Source organism: Citrobacter sp. Marseille-Q6884 (assembly GCF_945906775.1).
In the GTDB taxonomy this organism is placed as follows: domain Bacteria; phylum Pseudomonadota; class Gammaproteobacteria; order Enterobacterales; family Enterobacteriaceae; genus Citrobacter.
In genome coordinates this window covers 2258414-2276639 of sequence record NZ_CAMDRE010000001.1, presented here as the reverse complement: position 1 = coordinate 2276639, position 18226 = coordinate 2258414, and the positions used below count along the sequence as shown (strand labels likewise).

The window sequence follows — 18226 nt, the reverse complement described above, 5'->3', positions numbered from 1 at the left end:
CTTCCTTTTAACGGGATGAGCTTTAAGTATAGACACCACCCTGTAACCGTGACGCGGCCTGCGACAGTCTCTCAAGAATGTCGGCCACCACCTGAGAAGGTTCGTTAGTGGCATCAACAATATAGTGCGCCGTTTCACGATACAGAACATCACGCTGTTCGAGCACTTCCTGCACCTCTTCCGTCAACGGTTTGCCGGTTAAGGTTGGACGTAATCCCTCTTCCGGCGCCGCCTCCAGGCGATTCACCAGTACTGAGACAGGTGCGCAGAGATAAATGACCATGCCATGGCTACGCATGTAGTGACGATTATATTCGGTAAGAATAATGCCACCGCCGGTCGCAATGACCGTTGAAGGGGCGGTAACGGCTTCCAGAGCGGTCGTTTCCTGGGCGCGAAATCCCTCCCATCCCTCTCTTTCGACAATTTCCGCAACGGTCATTTGCACGTGTGACTGCAACCAGTGGTCGGTGTCCACAAACGGGTAGCCGAGCGCCTTCGCGAGCGCCAGCCCGGTTGTCGATTTACCACACCCACGAGGGCCAACAAGAAAAAGAGGTTGTGTCATCACAGAAATTCCCCAGAGAGCCGCAAGCACGCGGGATCTGATGCTGTTAAAGTTATAATCATACCACCAAACTAGTACATCGCCAAAGTGTAAAGAATAAATGCCACAAAGACCAATAAATCAATTAAACCCTACTATAACAAGAATTCATAACGATGAAAGTGTAAAAAATAAGTTACAGACACTATTTTCCACGCTGAACTTCCAACCACCACTTATCAAGCTCAGCCGCAAAATGCTGCCTGTCGCGCGGCGAAAGGCTGTCTGGCCCCCCGGTCTGGATGCCACTGGCACGTAACGTATCCATAAAATCACGCATCATCAGACGTTCGCGGATTGTGGCTTCGGTATAACGTTCACCGCGAGGATTTAGCGCAGCCGCGCCTTTTTCAATGACTTCGGACGCCAACGGTATATCGGCCGTTATCACTAAATCACCGGCGCTACACTGGCGCACAATCTCGTTATCCGCGACATCAAACCCGGCAGGGACGCGCAATGTTCGAATAAAACGCGAAGGTGGGACACGTAAATTCTGATTCGCCACCAAAATGAGCGGCATTTGCATACGCTCAGAGGCTCGGTACAAAATCTCTTTAATCACATTTGGACACGCATCTGCATCCACCCAAATCGTCATATTCCCTCCCCATTCATGTGCAATCGCGCATTGTCTCGTGCTTTTACTTTCCGGCAAAGTGCTGTTTCTCCTTCTGAACACATTCATTCCGCGCTAAGCTTATCTTTCCCAGGTAAAACAATGAATATCACGCATAGGGAGTGACAAGATGGACAAGAAAATTGGGTTTATCGGCTGCGGTAACATGGGTAAAGCGATTCTTGGCGGACTGATCGCCAGCGGCCAGGTACTCCCCGGACAAATCTGGGTCTATACCCCTTCCCCTGACAAAGTCGCCGCGTTGCATGAGCAATACGGTATTAATGCGGCGCAATCCGCGCAAGAAGTGGCGCAAATCGCCGATATCGTTTTTGGGGCCGTAAAACCGGGCATCATGATTAAGGTGCTCAGTGAAATTACCTCCAGTTTGAACAAGGACTCCCTGGTTGTCTCTATTGCGGCTGGCGTGACGCTGGATCAACTTGCCCGCGCTCTGGGCCATGACCGTAAAATTATCCGCGCAATGCCAAACACGCCATCACTGGTCAATGCAGGAATGACCTCCGTGACGCCAAACGCGTTAGTGACGCCGGAAGATACGGCGGACGTGCTGAATATTTTCCGCTGCTTTGGTGAAGCGGAAGTGATTGCAGAATCGATGATTCACCCGGTTGTCGGCGTTAGTGGTTCGGCGCCTGCTTACGTCTTTATGTTTATCGAAGCGATGGCAGATGCAGCCGTTCAGGGTGGAATGCCCCGCGCGCAGGCGTATAAATTCGCGGCGCAGGCGGTGATGGGTTCGGCGAAAATGGTCCTTGAAACCGGCAAACATCCTGGAGAGCTGAAGGATATGGTGTGCTCACCAGGCGGAACCACCATTGAAGCCGTTCGCGTCCTGGAAGAACGCGGCTTCCGTTCTTCAGTAATTGAAGCGATGGTGAAGTGCATGGAACAATCGGAAAAACTCAGCAAATCCTGAGTGGATAACCGGACGTCAGGCCGCCGCTTCAGTGCGGTTACGTCCGGAATTCTTTGCTTTGTAGAGCGCCATATCAGCCGATTTTAACCATTCCCGATAGTGTTCAGTTTCCGTGGTCAGCGGCGCAACGCCGACGCTAATACGCAAGGCAACCTGCGGAGCGCAGGATAACCGCAACTGGCTCAGTCGTTCGTGAACGCGTGACATTGCCGCAATCGCGCTGGTCGCAGGCGTGCCGCACATAATCACCGCAAACTCATCGCCGCCAAAACGCCCTATCACATCGCTGCCACGCAATGTCATTTGCAACTGGCGCGTCAACGCGATAATCGCCTCATCGCCGACATCATGTCCCCAGGTATCGTTGATGCTCTTAAAGTGGTCGATATCAATAATCAGCAATGTCGCGTCGCGCTGATGGCGGCGGCAATTATCAAACTCATTGCGCAGTAAAATTTCCCAATGGCGTCGGTTATAGACCCCCGTCATGCCATCCCGGGTACTCATCACCTGCAATCGTCGTTTATGTTCCGCCAGCTTGATAACCGTCTGATAGCTGACCCACGCAAACAACAGCGGATAAAACACCAGAACCGGCAGAGACAACAGCATGCTCAATTGCGTACTGCTTAAGGCCACGGGGATATCCGTTAGCTGCAACGTCACCAGACATGAGACCACCATCAATACACTGCCCGCGATGAACAATCGCGCACCCCCTGCGCCCATCAGGTTGATGCACATAATCATCAGCAGCGCCGTGGAAGGCAACAGGTTCGCCCCCATGATCCCCATCCACATTCCCGCCAGGATCGCATCCGCTTTTAAGTTAGTGAATTCACTGTGCAGAGGATCTTCTGCTTTGCTCGCCAACTGCCATGCCAGGTGCGGCCAGACAAAAGCCCACCCCACCAACAAAAGCCACCAGCCACCGGTAATCGGTTGTGAGACTAATACTGAAGCAATCGGGAAAAACATCCCCCCCAATCCCACCGCACGCGGCAACCTGATCCGTCGGGCAAATCGCAGTCCGGAACGCTGATGGTCATTTTGATGAAGTGAAATGAACGCTTCATTCGGTAAGACCTTTTTTTGATAAAAGTTTTCATCATTCATCGTATTTGGGAATATTCTGAAACAAATTTCCCAAATTATAGGAAGGGGGCTGACGGCGGAAGTATGATATTTCGGGTGAGCGATTTTCCCTGCTCACCCGTATGTATTACGCCGCTTTTTTCAGGCAGGCACTCATAAACTTGTTGCGATCATCGCCTTTCAACGACTGCTCCGTCGCCTGAACATTGCACTCACGCATCTTCTGTTGCTGTGGTGTCAGGCTCTTTTCCTCTGGCGCAGATTTGCTGTTTTTCAGGCAATCACTCATGTACGCTTTACGGGCATCCCCTTTTAACGTCTTAGCCGTCGCCTGTTGGTTGCAGGTGGTCATACGTTGTTGTTGCGGGGTTAATGTTTTCTCGGCAGCGCCGACCGTGGTTAAAAAAACCACACCAAAAAGCAGAGTCACCAAAAGTATCATTTTCATAGCACCATCCTTTTATGTACGACGATATGTAGATAAGTCTGGCTGCAAACGAAAAAAATACCACCCGGAGGAGAAATCAGTCCCCCGGGTGATGGCTTATTTCAGTCCTAAAGCGGCTTTCATGGTGTAAAACAGATCCGTTTGATCGGTCAGTCCGACCACATTTGCCGCATGTGGCCCATAGGCAGCAATGCGTAACTGGCTACCGGTGTGCTCCTGAGATTCTTCTTCAGAATTGCCGTAGCTGATGACCATCACCGCGCCATCTTTGGTGTTCAGCGCCTGAGTCAAACCTGGCGCTTTGGTATCGGGGGCGACGATCTGGCTGGCATGGGCGTGGTCGGCAGTCACTACCACCAGCGTATTCCCTTCTTTTTTCGCAAAGGCAAGCGCACGCTGCACCGCTTCATCCAGATCGACCGTTTCGCCAATCTGTCCGCACGGGTTGGCGGCGTGATCCTGTTTATCAATGGACGCGCCTTCCACCTGCAGGAAGAAGCCTTTCTCATTTTTGCTCAACAACTCAATCGCTTTATCCGTCATCTGTGCCAGAGTCGGCACGGTATCGTTACGCTTAGGGTTTGGCGTACAGGTGACGGCGGGCTTATCAAGATTCCCGTGATAAGACGCTTTTGGGCCTTCCCAGCGTACCGACATATTGCCGTCAGAGAACAGACCGAGCAGCGGTTTATCCTGATTCGCTTCGGTAATCGCCGCAAGCGTTGCTGCGTCACTCACCATCTGATAACCCCGTGCCTGCGCCTGTTCACGCAGCGTTTTTCCCTGCCATTCGCCCGCGGCTGCGGTTTCCGCGAATGTTTTTGCCCCGCCCCCCAGCGTAACGTCGGCGCGGGCGTTCAACAATTGTTCCGTTATTGACCCTTTGCCGCCTTTTTCCAGCGCATTTGTCGGGCATTTTTCACGGGTCACACTCGGGCCATAGCACTTACGTGAAGTCACATGCGAGACCAGTGCCGCGGGCGTAGCATCCTGCAACTCGGCAGTCGACACATTCCCTGTCGCCAGACCTGCCGCTTTAGCCAGCTCCAGTATCGTGGTGTGATCTTTTTCATGAATATCAACGCCCAGCGCACCATTATAGGTTTTGACGCCGGTCGTCCACGCCGTTGCAGATGCCGCAGAGTCCGTCACATAATCGGGTTTGCCCGTTTTCTTATCCAGAGCATAGTGCGTGTATTGTCCGGTCAACGGTAACGCATCAATACCTTTAAAAAAGCCGCCAGCGCCTTCAGCATAATTTCGCGCAGCCGTAATTTCTGAATCACCCATGCCGTCACCGATCAGCAAAATAATATTTTTGGCCGGTTTATCGCTCAAAGAATCGCGTAACGCCGCCGTCTGATCGGCAACTAATCGACGGGCGCCACCCGGCGTGGTGATATCTCCCTGAGCAGCGCGATTATCTAAAACCGCGATGGAAGATGTTTCTGCATAAATAATCGGGGTAAACAGCAAAGGTAACAGGGCAATAGCGAGAGCGCTTTGTTTCACTTTATTTCTCCATGTATAAATACGGTAAAATTAAAACAAAGCGACTATAAGTATTTGATGTGACACTTTTATGATGATTTGTAGTAGCGCGTGATTGTCGCGACTTCGATACGCTTATGTCGCGCTCCCGCCCGCGTTCTGCATCGCTGACAGAAACGCTGGCGTACGGCTTCCTCCCGCAAATGCGCCTTCAATTTGACGAATCAGTACTTGCTGATCGCTTGTCGCCATATTACGCAGCATTTCCATGATGACACGCTCTAACATTTCTACCTGGGCTGCCAGATCTTGCGACTCTTCTTCTTTTTGGGCGAGCTTAAGCAACAACTCAGTGATGAGGTTTTTCATTTGCGTATTCCCTTAACAAAATATGGGTCACGTTAGCATTATGGCTCACAACTGCCTAGAGGATGAAAGTTGTATTTTGATAAGAAATAAAATATTTTGCGAAAACAATCACAACATAAAATAAGATGAAATAACGCTTGTTGCAGAATTATTCAATATAAAAAAGTAAGAAGCTTAATAATCACACAGATATATAATCCATGATTATGGATTGACTATACTGCGAACAATGCAGGTGACCCGCATTGTTCGCCAGACATTCAACGTGCGCGACGCCGACGCCGCAGCGCGCTGGAGAGTTGCCAGATATTAATAAGCACAATGCTCGCCGTGGCGATAAAGACCCAACGGAAGCCCGCCATCGCCGATACGGTTGCGCCCATTAATGGCCCCGCAACGTTACCCAGATACATAAACGACTGGTTATAACCAAAGATGCGCCCGGTGATCTTATCGCTGGAGTATTTCACCAGCAGCGTCTGCACCGCCGGTAACATCGCGCCATCGGCAAAACCCAGCAGGAAACGTAAAATCCCCAACTGCAATGGCGTTGTAACCCAGGACATGGCGAAAAAGAGCACTACCGCGAAGGACAGCGTCGCCATAAGAATACGTTCTGTCCCAATCCGATCGCCCAGTTTTCCCAGTCGGGGTGCTGAAATCAGCGCCGATACGCCAGGTACCGAGGCAATCAGTCCACTGAGAAATGCAATATTTGTGCTGTCCGGCACCATCGAACGGATAAATAGCGCCAGAATGGGGCCTATCGAGCCATTACAGAGCTGAATAACCATGGTGGTAAAAAACAGGCTAATCACTAACGCCGGATAAGGCAGTGAAGCGAAAACCGCTTTGCCGCTTAAGCGTTCACTTTTTTTGATCGTCGGACGCACCCCCTCTTTAATTAAAAACAGGGTCACCAGAAAACTCACGACCAACAGCGCTGCAGTAATACAAAATACAGCCCGTAAGCCCACATGGTCGGCAATAAATCCGCCCATCAGCGGCCCGCCAATGACGCCGCTAATTTGTGCCGTAGAGAGCGTACTCAGCGCCCAACCACTGCGCTCGCGTGGTACCTGCGAGGCCACCAGCGCCATCGCATTCGGAATATATCCCGACGTTAACCCCATCACACCGCGAAGCAGAAAAAGCTGCCAGACGTTTGTCGCAAATGCCTGCAGTAAAATCGCGATAGCCATGCCTAACGAGGCGCGTAACAGCATCAACTTGCGGCCTTTTCGGTCAGCTAAGCTGCCCCACATCGGTGACACAATGGCAGAAATCAAAAAGGTCACGCTAAAGGTTAACCCGGACCACATCGACAGGGCTTCATGCGAGGTCACCCCAAGTTGGGAAATATAGAGCGGTAAGAAAGGCAGAATTTGGCTGATTGCCAGTCCGGTAAAAAAGCACCCGAACCAAACGGAAATAAGGTTAACTCTCCAGGATTCCATAAGGACTCATACGATAAACGGCAAAAAACTGCGAGCAGCTTAACAAATTACGTCTCTAAACGAAGGTTCTGCGAGCCATTGTCTTGCAGTTTAGTATTTTATCTCCCCACTCATCATATTTGTGACATTCATCACACCAAACCCACAATCATGCCAGGGGATTATGCTTTGCCCTTCCTTCTCAGGTTTGAGCGTGTTTATTCCGCAGCGTTTCACCAAAACAATCTGCCAGAAGCCGAGGAATCCTGCGTTTCGTCGTGGTAATGTATGTGCTTTGCATTCATGGAATGGGTTTTTAAGATGGCAAAGTTGCGGGTAGGAATCGTATTTGGTGGTAAATCAGCGGAACATGAAGTGTCATTGCAATCGGCAAAAAATATTGTCGATGCCATCGACAAGACTCGCTTTGATGTTGTGTTGTTAGGTATTGATAAACAAGGGCAATGGCACGTCAGTGATGCCAGTAACTATCTGCTCAATGCAGACGATCCGGCGCATATCGCCTTACGCCCTTCCGCGACCAGCCTGGCGCAGGTCCCGGGTAAACACGATCACCAGTTGATCGATGCGCAAAACGGCCAAGCGCTGCCAACGGTTGATGTTATTTTCCCGATCGTGCACGGCACGCTGGGTGAAGATGGCTCTCTGCAAGGCATGCTGCGTGTGGCGAACCTGCCGTTCGTCGGCTCCGATGTACTGGGTTCCGCAGCCTGCATGGATAAAGACGTCACCAAACGTCTGCTGCGTGATGCCGGGTTAAACATTGCGCCATTTATTACGCTCACCCGCGCGAATCGCAACACTATCAGTTTTGCCGAGGTTGAATCCCGCCTGGGTCTGCCGCTGTTCGTCAAACCCGCCAATCAGGGCTCATCCGTTGGCGTCAGCAAAGTCACCAGCGAAGCACAGTACGATCAGGCCATCGCGCTGGCATTTGAGTTCGATCATAAAGTGGTCGTGGAGCAAGGGATCACGGGCCGTGAGATCGAATGTGCGGTACTGGGTAACGATCATCCGCAAGCCAGCACCTGTGGCGAGATCGTGCTAAACAGTGATTTTTACGCCTATGACACCAAATACATCGACGATAACGGCGCCAAAGTGGTAGTTCCTGCAGCAATCTCACCAGAGATTAACGACAAAATCCGCGAAATCGCGATCCAAGCCTACCAGACACTGGGTTGTGCCGGCATGGCGCGTGTGGATGTTTTCTTAACTGCTGACAACGACGTGGTGATCAATGAGATCAACACGCTACCGGGCTTTACGAATATCAGCATGTATCCAAAACTGTGGCAGGCGAGCGGTTTAGGCTATACCGATCTGATTACCCGTCTGATCGAACTGGCGCTGGAACGTCACGCTGCGGATAGTGCGCTGAAAACCAGCATGTAACCCCCTTCAGGATGCCCTTATTGGGCATCCTTCGCATCATCTTCTTCCACGCGACGGCGGATAATAAGCCCGGCGAGCCAGAAGCTGATCACCCAGGTAACCAGACCCACCGCGTAGGTTTGCCATCCTTTAGCTTCAAAGCCCAATAATCCCACCACGCCATTCAGAATAAAGATAAGCCCAATGGCAAACGCGTAATAGTGCCAGTCTCGGCGGATTTTTACAGGCAGGTTCATAACAGCTCCGGTGGAAAGACAACATGAGCAGCATCCTCGCATATTTCCTCGTGGACGTCTGTGGCACATGCGGAATTTCTGAAATGTGTCCTGGTTTCACTTAAGGTTAAACATTTGTGACGCTCAACAAAAAACCGAAATCCAGGAATAATCTCGGGCTGAAATTACCATCATTCTGATATTGACAATCCCGATCACCTGTCAGACTCACTGTCAGTTACTGGCATTACGCCACGAAGAGCAGGTTATTTCTGGAGGTCTCTATGGCTGATTTTACGCTCTCAAAATCCCTTTTTAAGGGCAAGCATCGGGATTCCGCCTCCATGCCCGGCAATATTGCGTATGCCTTTTTTGTTCTGTTTTGCTTTTGGGCCGGAGCACAGGTATTAAATCTGCTGTTCCATGCTCCCGGACTGTATGAACAACTGATGCAACTTCAAATGCAAGAGAGCGGACGCCCGCGGGTTGAAATCGGCTTAGGCGTCGGTACCCTTTTTGGCCTGATTCCCTTCCTGGCAGGCAGTCTGATTTTTGGCGTCATCGCCATCATCCTGCGCTGGCGCCATCACAGAGATGACTGAGCCATACATTTCGCCCGGCGATCGTCGACACGTTTAGCAAACCACGCGGTGGTCAAATTACGTGTGATCTTCGGGCTTTCCAGTTGGATTCCTGGCAACATTTCTCGTGGTAACGCTTTACCCGCCTTCGTCTCAGCCAGCTTATAGACTTTCTCATAGAGCGCAGTCTCTTCAAACGCAAGGCTGTCGCCCTTTTGCAGCTGTCGTCGGATGTCGCTCTCACTCATATTCATCTTCCCGGCCAGTTTACGTACCGCCAGCTCGGTTGTACCCGGTTCGTTACTGTCGTAGCGAATCAAATCGCCATCCAGCGCCAGCTTCACACCGCTGGCTTTACTGACTGCATTCTGGAAAGCCGCATTCCGACTGGCATACCAGCCGGCATTAAAATCGGCGAAGCGAAAGATGGGCGCACTGTAGTTCGCCGGATAATTCAGCAGATGGTACGTTCCGAACCACAGTCCGCCACGGCGACTAAACACTTCCTGACGCACTGTTCCTTCCATTTTCCATGGATACCCCGAGGTGTGCTGTTCGGCAAACGCAATGCTGACCTGCATCGGACCACCGGTATGTACCGGATTCAGCGAACCAAACAGCGTCTGCCCCATCGGTACCATGTTGATGAAGTCATCGAAAATAGCGCTAAGTTGCTTTTCCGTTTTCACCGAATCCAGACGCTCGCTGTAGCTTTTTCCCGTCGGGGAGTTAATTTTCAGGGCGGTATGAACCAGAAAAACCGGAACGTGCATACGCTCAGCGCGACGGTCGATCTCTTTCCAGGCTATTTTACTCAGCCCGGGAACCACGGGATCGGCCTGGTAATTGGACTCCTGCTGTGCCACGGCCAGCACCGAACAGACATTCTCGACTGTCGGTGCCAGCTTCTGGCTTTCAAACGTCTTTGCGAGATCGTTCGCCCATGCATCTCTGTCTTTCACGCTGGCGGGCATTTTCTGACGCACCACGCTCGCCACATCGACGGCTTTCTCCCCTTTTTTCAATGGCTGTGAAGGTTGGCTACTACATCCCACCAGCACCAATGCAGCCAGGCAAGACCAGGGGTAAAGACGGGAAACCGTCGACATAACATCTCCTTTTGTTAGCTTAGAGTATGGGTAACTTCCTGAATATCCTGACCATCCAGCTCACGCTCGAAGCTGCGCAGACGTTTATAGATAGACATCAGTTCCACCAATGTGGTCCAGGAGTTAATCAGATACTGGAACGATCCTCGCACCTGACCAAACACGTTGGTGATTTGCGTCATCAGACCGAGCGTAATCGTACCGGCAACAATCGACGGAAACAGCAGGAACAAGCCGAAAACGTTATCAACCTGCAGGTAAAGAATACGGGCAATATTGAAGTACATATAGTGAAAATAGAGGCGGAAATAGTTCTGACGCACCGCATGAAACAACTCACGCACGGTAGGAGGCGTCGCACGGCTGGCATCATCTTCACCGTACACCAGCTCTTTACGGTAAGCCGCTTCTACGCGCTGGTTTTTAAACTCCAGTCCAGGAAGTTTAATCCCCACCACCGCCAGTAGCCCGGTACCCATCAGCGACCAGACAATCGCGGCAATCACCAGACCATAAGGAACATGCCCGATAATCGGCAGATCGGGCACATGCGCAGAGAGTGTGACCAGTACCGGCAAGAAGGCAATCAACGTCATGATCGCGTTGATAAAACTGACGCCCATATCTTCCAGCGTGGAGGCAAAACGCATGGTGTCTTCCTGCACACGCTGCGCCGCACCTTCGATATGCCGCAGATGCTGCCAGTGCGCCATGTAATGTTCGTTCATCGCGGTACGCCAACGGAACACATAATGGCTCACGAAGAAGTTATTCATCACCCCAATGACCACGGCAATCAATGCAATGCCGAGAAAGATCCCCACTTCATGATAGAACTGCTCAATTTTCACCTTATGGGGTGAACTGAGGGCAGTTTGAATCAAGTCATAGAATGGCGCATACCAGGCGTTAACCGCGACCCCAACTTCAACCAGAAACCAGGTCACGAAGATAATCAGCGACGTGCCCAGTATGGACCAGTATTGCCAGCGGTGCGGGCTGTAGAGAAACCAAAACAGTGCGAATACCCCGACGCAAAGAATGTAGTATGCGTAAAAAATCAGGTAATCCAGCGACCAGAATCGTGCCGCGCTGATAGGTACATCACCGGAGGCCCCCGTGATACGGGCTACCCAGGCGCCCCCTCCAGCCTGCCAAAAAACAACGGCGACCAGTGCCCAAATAAATGCCGAAATAAAGAACGGCCCCGGCTTTGGGAAAAAAGACTTAAACATCGTACTCTCCTGCTAACTTCTTATCGTTATGACGACTGCTGTGCATTTGCGACCTTGATGAAGGCGGCAAGACGGCTTACGCCCAAAAACACAAGCTGAAACCGACAATTGTGACCAGAACCCGCGCACTTAGTTCGCAACCCGGCCCTGAAGAATTGTTTCTGTGGTTTTCACATAAGACAGCGTTCCAGCATATTCAGATTATCACAGCGTGAGATCACAAAAGCGAACATCGACTCTCGAGGAAAGACTCACGTTTACTCATCGTTACGTTTTTCACACTATCATTGGCGTATTAGCGCTTTGCAATATGCCGTTCAGTAGTATAAATACGCATACGCACGTCATCCTTATTTACTTCATCTAACTCATGGACACCACCGTTGAAACGTAGTCTGCTTTTTTCTGCCGCGCTGTGTGCGGCGTCATTGACATCTGTCCAGGCGGCACAGCCTATAACCGATCCCGTCTTCGCTTCCGACATCGTTGATCGTTATGCCGACCATATCTTCTACGGCAGCGGGGCTACGGGGATGGCACTCGTGGTGATTGACGGCAACCAGCGCGTCTTTCGCAGCTTTGGCGAAACGCGTCCCGGTAATAATGTTCATCCGCAACTGGACTCCGTGATTCGAATTGCCTCGATTACCAAATTGATGACCAGTGAAATGCTGGTGAAATTACTCGATCAGGGCACGGTGAAACTGAACGACCCGTTGAGTAAATATGCACCACCCGGCGCGCGCGTTCCGACCTATAAGGGAACGCCGATCACCCTGGTGAATCTGGCTACACATACCAGTGCCCTGCCACGCGAACAGCCTGGTGGCGCAGCAAAACGTCCGGTATTTGTCTGGCCGACCCGCGAGCAGCGCTGGAGCTATCTCTCTACCGCCACGTTGAAAGCTGCTCCAGGTTCGCAAGCTTCGTATTCAAACCTGGCGTTCGATCTGCTGGCCGATGCGCTGGGAACAGCCGCCGGTAAACCTTATCCACAGCTTTTTGAAGAGAAAATCACGCGACCGCTCGGGATGAAAGACACCACCTTTACCCCCTCCCCCGATCAGTGTAAGCGTCTGATGATCGCGGAAAAAGGTGCCAGTCCGTGTAACAATACACTGGCCGCGATGGGCAGTGGCGGCGTCTATTCCACGCCTGGCGATATGATGCGCTGGATGCAGCAGTATCTCTCGTCTGATTTCTATCATCGCAGTCAACAGGCCGATCGTATGCAGACGCTGATTTATCAGCGTACACAGCTCACCAAAGTGATCGGTATGGATGTACCTGGCAAAGCCGATGCGCTGGGTTTGGGCTGGGTATACATGGCACCGAAGAATGGCCGACCAGGAATCATTCAGAAAACAGGTGGCGGCGGTGGCTTCATCACTTACATGGCGATGATTCCGCAGAAAAACGTTGGCGCTTTTGTCGTGGTGACCCGTTCCCCACTGACCCGTTTTACCAATATGAGTGACGGTATCAATAATCTGGTGGCAGAATTAAGCGGAAATAAGCCGCTGGTCGTTCCTGCATCCTGATTTAGTACTCAAAAGGCAAACGGTTGATGCTAACCAGTTTGCCTTTGTTCATTTTGATATAATTTCCTTTGCGCAGCGCCGCAAGCACTTCGGCAACGACAGAACGAGATATTCGTGTGCGCTGATGAATATAGTTCATCACGCCTATACGGGAGCGTAGCTCTTGATCCCATTCGTTCATCGCAATTAACGTTGCCCGAATTTGTTCGTATGAATTATGACCAATCAACTGTAAATCGCGCAGTTCCAGTGTCTTATTTTGCCATGCTAACCAGCAGAAGGCTTCTCGCCACAGGTGATGCTGCTCAATGATACTGATCGTTTGAGAGGCGGGAAGATGATATCCAGAGCAGTGGCTTTCTGCCATTAACTTATATTGCACATCCGTTCTCATCACACTATCAGCCAGCCCCATAATAAAAGGTGCCTGTGCCATTCCGATAAGAACATCATCGTTTCTTTTCAGAGAGATAATCCCCTCTAAAATAATGAATATATCGTCACTATTTATATCACTGGAAAATAGGGTTTGTTTTTCATTGCAAAACTCGAAACGAGTACCATACCCAGATAAACATTTATTGAGCTTAGCAAACTCATGAAGGGGCTTGCCTACAGACAGCATTCGAGCATCCTTACATTAATGCCCGCCAAATCCTTGACGGGCATTTTAACTTTAATTACCTGTATTTTCGCAGTAAGAAATAGCTTACCAGGTATATTTAACGCCTACGTTTGCAGACCAGTCCTGATCGACATCACCGCCGCCAAGGTAGTTAGCATCGCTGTATGCGCTGAAGTTTTTGGTGAAGCTAAACTGAGTACCCAGTCCAACACGAACCGCAGAACCTTCAACACCGTTGTCAATAGAATCACCGTTTACGTCAGAATCATTGTTTGAGTCGTCGTAAACATAGGCCAGTTTAAAGTACGGCGTCAGCGCCTGATCTTCGCTATAGGTGAAGGTATAACCTGTATCTACACCCAGTTCATAACGCAGGCTGTCATAGGACTGACCATCAACTTTCATGTCGTTGCTGAGCTTATAGTCATCTCCAGACTGGAACAGACCCGATATGCTGCCGTACGGCGTTACGTAGCCAGCATCACCGACTTTCCAGTCGTAACCCAGTTTCAGACCAAAGCCCCAGGCATCAGCAGAAGTGCTGCCATCAACATACTGACCGTCACTCATGCTAGCTGACAGATCGTTGTTGAAGTGAGAGTAACTCATGCTTCCGTCAACAAAGAGGTTATTCGCAAAACGGGCAGAAGAGTAGATATAAGCCGTCTGGCTGTCCTGATCCACCTGACCGGTGCGGTCACTCATGTCACCTTTCGCAAAGCCAGCCGCAGCACCGACAATCCACTGAGCGTAGTTACCTTCAACTTTGGTATCAACACCGACCATGATGCCATTGACATCCTGATCGTAGCTAATGGTGTCGTTATCTGCGTCGAAGCTACCACCAAAGTAGCTCACCCATGCACCACCGTTATCGGCCAGACCATGACGCGCGTTGGTCAGGCGGGTTCCCACGGTATCCTGCTCCAGGTTCCAGATATTGGTATTCGCAGACGGGATGCTCAGCGCCATATTAGCGTAGTCAGTCAGCTCCATCTGCTGCAGAACAACAGTATTGCCGGCCTGCTGAGCCTGATAGGTGTAAGCACCAAGATCCGCTTTATTCGCTGCAGAGAACGTTGCAGTGCTGTTTTTGTCGTTAACGTAGATAAGTTCTTTGCCGTTGTAATTGGCAACAGAGCCTTCACCGGTCGCGTTATCAATACGAACCTTGTAGTTACCGGTTGCAGCAGCAACGTTATCGCCAGCATTATCGACTTCTGATTGATCGCCGGTCCAGGCATCCCCATTACCGTTAATGGTCAGGTGACCCTCTGAGTTCATGGCGATCACACCGTAGCCATAATTAGACTGGGTGATGTCATTAGTACGATCGTTGGTCAGATCAGCGTCCAGCACAAAGCTGTTGCTGTGAATATCGAAGACACCTGCATTAACGTGACCGTAAGTATCGGTGTAACTGGTCAGATTCAGGGTATCTGCCTGCAGAGCATAGGCAGTGCTGTTACCTACATCCAGAACACCGTTGTTGGTTACATTAACGGTGTTAGCATACAAGGCCGCATCTCTGACACCCCAGCCTGCAGCAACATCATCTGCAATCGTGACGGTACTGTTATCCACCGTCAGGGTGTCAGTAGCTACATGACCGTCTTCATTGATGTTCAGTGCAGAACCGCCGGTCAGCGCAATGGAGTCAGAAACCAGACTGGAATCTGCAACATTCACAACAGAACCGCTGTTGATGCTCAGGGTATCAATCAGCGAGGTTTTAGTGGTATCCCACTGTGAACCACCGTTCAGTGTGACGTTAAACAGCCCACTCTGATAAACCTGATTGCCGACAACATGACCATTTTCACTATACGCGGTGTCATTGTTGTCAATTCCGTAAGTTGATGAAGGCCACAGGCTATTCGCGCTGATATCGTACAGCATCCCGGTGGCTTCGGTACCGGCAGCGTAACCGTCATAAATGCCATCACCGTCACTATCGACCTGATGCACGGACATCGCAGAGCCAACCCACTTGCTGCCATTATTCAGCGTGACATCCATACGATCGGTGCCGTCCCAACCGTTGGTATCTACCGCAGAATCTGTATCACGATAACTGTCAGCACCCTGCGGGAAGAAGTTCTCGTCAAAGTTGCTGGAGAATACAACGTCGCCCATCAGGGTTGAATTACTGAGATTAACACTGGTCTGCATGGCGTTATCCGCACCCGGATTCGCAATGGCTGCAATAGCAATATCATCGGCAGTATAAGAACCGCTGTAATCACTGGCGTTATGATTGTTACCGAACCAGCCATCAGTTCCTTCATCTGACAATGAACCAGAGGTGATCGTGGAATCCGTTACGGTGATGGTGTTGTTAAACACTTCACTGCTGTTGACTCCTGTACTGACGGTATTGTCGTCGATGTCTGCCCACTCATAACCCTGAGTCAGCGTGATGCCCGCCACGTGAGAGTTAGCGGAGACAGACAGATCAACTTCCTGATCCAGGGTGATCGCCGTGCCCAGGTTGTAAACGTCAACCACATGCGTGTCAGCGGCATCATTATACGTACCGTTGTAGGTATAATGTTCGTAGTTGTCATCAATGGTCGAATTGATAACGCTCATCGCCAGACGATCATAGTAATAATCAGTGCCAGTGCGGTTAGTACAGTCCTTTGTCATACATTCGGACGTCACCATACCGTGAATGGTACTGTTTTTAATGGTCAGGCTATTGGTATTACTGTTTCCAGAAAGACCGTCGTCCAGGTAGTAAGTTGAAATGACGCCGTTAACAGTGGCGTTATTAATAACGGGATAAATATCACCGTTATAGATACTATCAGCGTCGTAATTATTCCAACCCACATAACCGTCATAATATACGTCATCGCTATAAGTAGCGTCATTATAATGGTTATAAGTATTATAAGTGGTACCAGAGATATCAGTAGAAGCATTTGCCTGAGAAGTGATTGCCAGTGTGCAGGCCAATGCTAATTGTGAGACTACAAGTTTCTTTTTCCAAGTGTGCATTTGTCATCCCTCCTCAGGGACGTAATATAGTTGATCCATCAATTATCAATGCATAGAAAACATTTTATGTTTCTCGAGGAGGATTATGCGGCGGTAAAGATAAGAGGTTCAATTATTCATTACCGTAAGTCCGATTTCGGACAATAACCACAGAATCAAAAAAGGAAATAAATAGAGGTGAAATTGATTTTAATTCAACACCATAGGAAATAAAAAAGCACAACATATATATACTTCAATCATGTTTTTTATAACAATCAGAAATATAATGAATAAAATATTCAAAGCCTAATTCACTTAAAATAAAATTAAACAAAACTAAATCCACAATAAAATCCATTGCGCCTGAAAAAATAGCCGCCGTGATGAAAACAAATTACCCATGATGTCAGGCATCTATCACCACACAACATAACCAACATCAGGCCAACTTTCGTAAAACACCCTCACACAGGTTGAGGTATACTACGGCCTTCGATTCCACAAACATCAGGCATACCATGACAGACCTAATCCAACGCCCTCGTCGCCTGCGCAAATCCCCTGCGCTGCGCGCTATGTTTGAAGAGACAACACTCAGCTTAAATGACCTGGTGTTGCCGATCTTTGTTGAAGAAGAACTCGACGATTACAAAGCCATCGAGGCCATGCCCGGCGTGATGCGCATTCCAGAAAAACATCTGGCGCGCGAGATCGAACGCATTGCTAACGCAGGCATCCGCTCGGTGATGACCTTTGGTATTTCCCACCACACTGATGACACCGGCAGCGATGCCTGGAAAGAAGACGGTCTGGTGGCAAGAATGTCACGTATTTGCAAGCAAACCGTCCCGGAAATGATCGTCATGTCCGATACCTGCTTCTGCGAATACACCTCACACGGTCACTGTGGGGTATTATGCGAACACGGTGTGGACAACGATTTGACCCTTGCCAACCTCGGCAAACAGGCAGTTGTGGCCGCTGCGGCGGGTGCCGATTTCATCGCGCCTTCCGCGGCGATGGACGGCCAGGTGCAGGCCATTCGCCAGGCGCTGGATGCTGCGGGCTTCACCGATACCGCCATCATGTCCTACTCCACCAAGTTTGCCTCCTCGTTCTACGGCCCGTTCCGCGAAGCGGCAGGCACTGCGCTGAAGGGCGATCGTAAAACGTATCAGATGAACCCGATGAACCGCCGCGAGGCCATTCGTGAATCCCTGCTTGATGAGGCCCAGGGCGCAGACTGCCTGATGGTGAAACCGGCTGGCGCATACCTTGATGTTCTGCGTGATATCCGTGAACGTACCGAACTGCCTATCGGCGCGTACCAGGTCAGCGGTGAATACGCGATGATCAAATTCGCCGCGCTGGCAGGCGCAATAGATGAAGAGAAAGTGGTGCTGGAAAGTTTAGGTTCGATCAAACGCGCAGGCGCGGATCTGATCTTCAGCTACTTCGCCCTGGATCTGGCTGAGAAAAAAATCCTGCGTTAAGTAATTTTGCCAGACGATGGC

At 50.4% G+C, this 18226-nt stretch carries 17 protein-coding genes; 5 read left to right on the top strand and 12 right to left on the bottom strand.

Features of this window, described 5'->3' with window-relative positions:
* Positions 1–22: 22 nt before the first annotated feature.
* Both aroL and N7268_RS10705 read right to left on the bottom strand, forming a co-directional pair.
* Positions 23–568 (bottom strand): shikimate kinase AroL, encoded by a 546-nt coding sequence (gene aroL / locus N7268_RS10710; protein ID WP_260862887.1) that lies wholly within the window; start codon positions 566–568, stop codon positions 23–25.
* Between the two features lie 184 nt (positions 569–752).
* Positions 753–1208: a YaiI/YqxD family protein gene (locus tag N7268_RS10705; RefSeq protein ID WP_260862886.1), complete on the bottom strand. Its 456-nt coding sequence runs from the start codon at positions 1206–1208 to the stop codon at positions 753–755.
* A 148-nt stretch (positions 1209–1356) separates the two neighbouring features.
* On the opposite strand from N7268_RS10705, the gene proC reads away from it, so the two are divergent.
* On the top strand, positions 1357–2166 hold the full coding sequence (proC, locus tag N7268_RS10700; protein WP_260862885.1) for a pyrroline-5-carboxylate reductase: 810 nt from the start codon (positions 1357–1359) through the stop codon (positions 2164–2166).
* Positions 2167–2181: 15 nt separating this feature from the next.
* Here proC and adrA read toward each other — a convergent pair whose 3' ends face one another.
* From adrA to N7268_RS10675, 5 genes are all read right to left on the bottom strand, one after another.
* Positions 2182–3297: a diguanylate cyclase AdrA gene (gene adrA, locus N7268_RS10695; RefSeq protein WP_260863547.1), complete on the bottom strand. Its 1116-nt coding sequence runs from the start codon at positions 3295–3297 to the stop codon at positions 2182–2184.
* 91 nt (positions 3298–3388) lie between these two features.
* Positions 3389–3709 carry a phosphate starvation-inducible protein PsiF gene (psiF, locus tag N7268_RS10690; RefSeq protein ID WP_260862884.1) on the bottom strand — a complete coding sequence of 107 codons (321 nt, stop codon included), beginning with the start codon at positions 3707–3709 and terminating at the stop codon, positions 3389–3391.
* Positions 3710–3805: 96 nt separating this feature from the next.
* On the bottom strand, positions 3806–5221 hold the full coding sequence (gene phoA, locus N7268_RS10685) for an alkaline phosphatase (RefSeq protein ID WP_260862883.1): 1416 nt from the start codon (positions 5219–5221) through the stop codon (positions 3806–3808).
* A gap of 114 nt (positions 5222–5335) precedes the next feature.
* Positions 5336–5569, bottom strand: coding sequence for a sigma-S stabilization anti-adapter protein IraP (locus N7268_RS10680; RefSeq protein ID WP_260862882.1), 234 nt, complete (start codon positions 5567–5569; stop codon positions 5336–5338).
* A 260-nt stretch (positions 5570–5829) separates the two neighbouring features.
* Entirely contained in the window at positions 5830–7026 is a 1197-nt protein-coding gene (locus tag N7268_RS10675) for a multidrug efflux MFS transporter (protein WP_260862881.1), read from the bottom strand.
* Positions 7027–7326: 300 nt separating this feature from the next.
* On the opposite strand from N7268_RS10675, the gene ddlA reads away from it, so the two are divergent.
* A complete protein-coding gene (ddlA, locus tag N7268_RS10670) occupies positions 7327–8421 on the top strand; it encodes a D-alanine--D-alanine ligase (RefSeq protein ID WP_260862880.1) in 1095 nt (364 codons plus the stop codon).
* A gap of 17 nt (positions 8422–8438) precedes the next feature.
* Here the strand turns inward: ddlA and N7268_RS10665 are convergent, their stop codons facing one another.
* Positions 8439–8657: a DUF2754 domain-containing protein gene (locus tag N7268_RS10665; RefSeq protein ID WP_260862879.1), complete on the bottom strand. Its 219-nt coding sequence runs from the start codon at positions 8655–8657 to the stop codon at positions 8439–8441.
* A 263-nt stretch (positions 8658–8920) separates the two neighbouring features.
* On the opposite strand from N7268_RS10665, the gene N7268_RS10660 reads away from it, so the two are divergent.
* Positions 8921–9238: a YaiY family protein gene (locus N7268_RS10660; RefSeq protein ID WP_260862878.1), complete on the top strand. Its 318-nt coding sequence runs from the start codon at positions 8921–8923 to the stop codon at positions 9236–9238.
* Here the strand turns inward: N7268_RS10660 and N7268_RS10655 are convergent.
* Both N7268_RS10655 and sbmA read right to left on the bottom strand, forming a co-directional pair.
* On the bottom strand, positions 9223–10326 hold the full coding sequence (locus N7268_RS10655) for a DUF1615 domain-containing protein (RefSeq protein ID WP_260862877.1): 1104 nt from the start codon (positions 10324–10326) through the stop codon (positions 9223–9225). The genes N7268_RS10660 and N7268_RS10655 overlap by 16 nt on opposite strands.
* Before the next feature lie 14 nt (positions 10327–10340).
* A complete protein-coding gene (sbmA, locus tag N7268_RS10650; protein ID WP_260862876.1) occupies positions 10341–11561 on the bottom strand; it encodes a peptide antibiotic transporter SbmA in 1221 nt (406 codons plus the stop codon).
* Positions 11562–11944: 383 nt separating this feature from the next.
* Here sbmA and ampH point away from each other — a divergent pair, with 383 nt between their 5' ends.
* Positions 11945–13102, top strand: a complete 1158-nt coding sequence (gene ampH, locus N7268_RS10645) for a D-alanyl-D-alanine-carboxypeptidase/endopeptidase AmpH (RefSeq protein ID WP_260862875.1) — start codon at positions 11945–11947, stop codon at positions 13100–13102.
* 1 nt (position 13103) lies between these two features.
* Here ampH and iprA read toward each other — a convergent pair whose 3' ends face one another.
* Both iprA and ehaB read right to left on the bottom strand, forming a co-directional pair.
* Positions 13104–13727 (bottom strand): hydrogen peroxide resistance inhibitor IprA, encoded by a 624-nt coding sequence (gene iprA / locus N7268_RS10640; protein ID WP_260862874.1) that lies wholly within the window; start codon positions 13725–13727, stop codon positions 13104–13106.
* Positions 13728–13811: 84 nt separating this feature from the next.
* Positions 13812–16730 carry an autotransporter adhesin EhaB gene (gene ehaB / locus N7268_RS10635; RefSeq protein ID WP_260862873.1) on the bottom strand — a complete coding sequence of 973 codons (2919 nt, stop codon included), beginning with the start codon at positions 16728–16730 and terminating at the stop codon, positions 13812–13814.
* A 500-nt stretch (positions 16731–17230) separates the two neighbouring features.
* Here ehaB and hemB point away from each other — a divergent pair, with 500 nt between their 5' ends.
* Positions 17231–18205, top strand: coding sequence for a porphobilinogen synthase (gene hemB / locus N7268_RS10630; protein ID WP_260862872.1), 975 nt, complete (start codon positions 17231–17233; stop codon positions 18203–18205).
* Positions 18206–18226 lie beyond the last annotated feature (21 nt).

Bases quoted from the DNA above. Each gene is read 5' to 3' on its own strand.
- N7268_RS10680 (WP_260862882.1), bottom strand. From the start codon at position 5,569: ATGAAAAACCTCATCACTGAGTTGTTGCTTAAGCTCGCCCAAAAAGAA.
- sbmA (WP_260862876.1), bottom strand. From the start codon at position 11,561: ATGTTTAAGTCTTTTTTCCCAAAGCCGGGGCCGTTCTTTATTTCGGCA.
- ddlA (WP_260862880.1), top strand. From the start codon at position 7,327: ATGGCAAAGTTGCGGGTAGGAATCGTATTTGGTGGTAAATCAGCGGAA.
- proC (WP_260862885.1), top strand. From the start codon at position 1,357: ATGGACAAGAAAATTGGGTTTATCGGCTGCGGTAACATGGGTAAAGCG.
- N7268_RS10660 (WP_260862878.1), top strand. From the start codon at position 8,921: ATGGCTGATTTTACGCTCTCAAAATCCCTTTTTAAGGGCAAGCATCGG.
- aroL (WP_260862887.1), bottom strand. From the start codon at position 568: ATGACACAACCTCTTTTTCTTGTTGGCCCTCGTGGGTGTGGTAAATCG.
- ehaB (WP_260862873.1), bottom strand. From the start codon at position 16,730: ATGCACACTTGGAAAAAGAAACTTGTAGTCTCACAATTAGCATTGGCC.
- N7268_RS10665 (WP_260862879.1), bottom strand. From the start codon at position 8,657: ATGAACCTGCCTGTAAAAATCCGCCGAGACTGGCACTATTACGCGTTT.
- iprA (WP_260862874.1), bottom strand. From the start codon at position 13,727: ATGCTGTCTGTAGGCAAGCCCCTTCATGAGTTTGCTAAGCTCAATAAA.
- hemB (WP_260862872.1), top strand. From the start codon at position 17,231: ATGACAGACCTAATCCAACGCCCTCGTCGCCTGCGCAAATCCCCTGCG.
- N7268_RS10705 (WP_260862886.1), bottom strand. From the start codon at position 1,208: ATGACGATTTGGGTGGATGCAGATGCGTGTCCAAATGTGATTAAAGAG.
- N7268_RS10655 (WP_260862877.1), bottom strand. From the start codon at position 10,326: ATGTCGACGGTTTCCCGTCTTTACCCCTGGTCTTGCCTGGCTGCATTG.
- N7268_RS10675 (WP_260862881.1), bottom strand. From the start codon at position 7,026: ATGGAATCCTGGAGAGTTAACCTTATTTCCGTTTGGTTCGGGTGCTTT.
- psiF (WP_260862884.1), bottom strand. From the start codon at position 3,709: ATGAAAATGATACTTTTGGTGACTCTGCTTTTTGGTGTGGTTTTTTTA.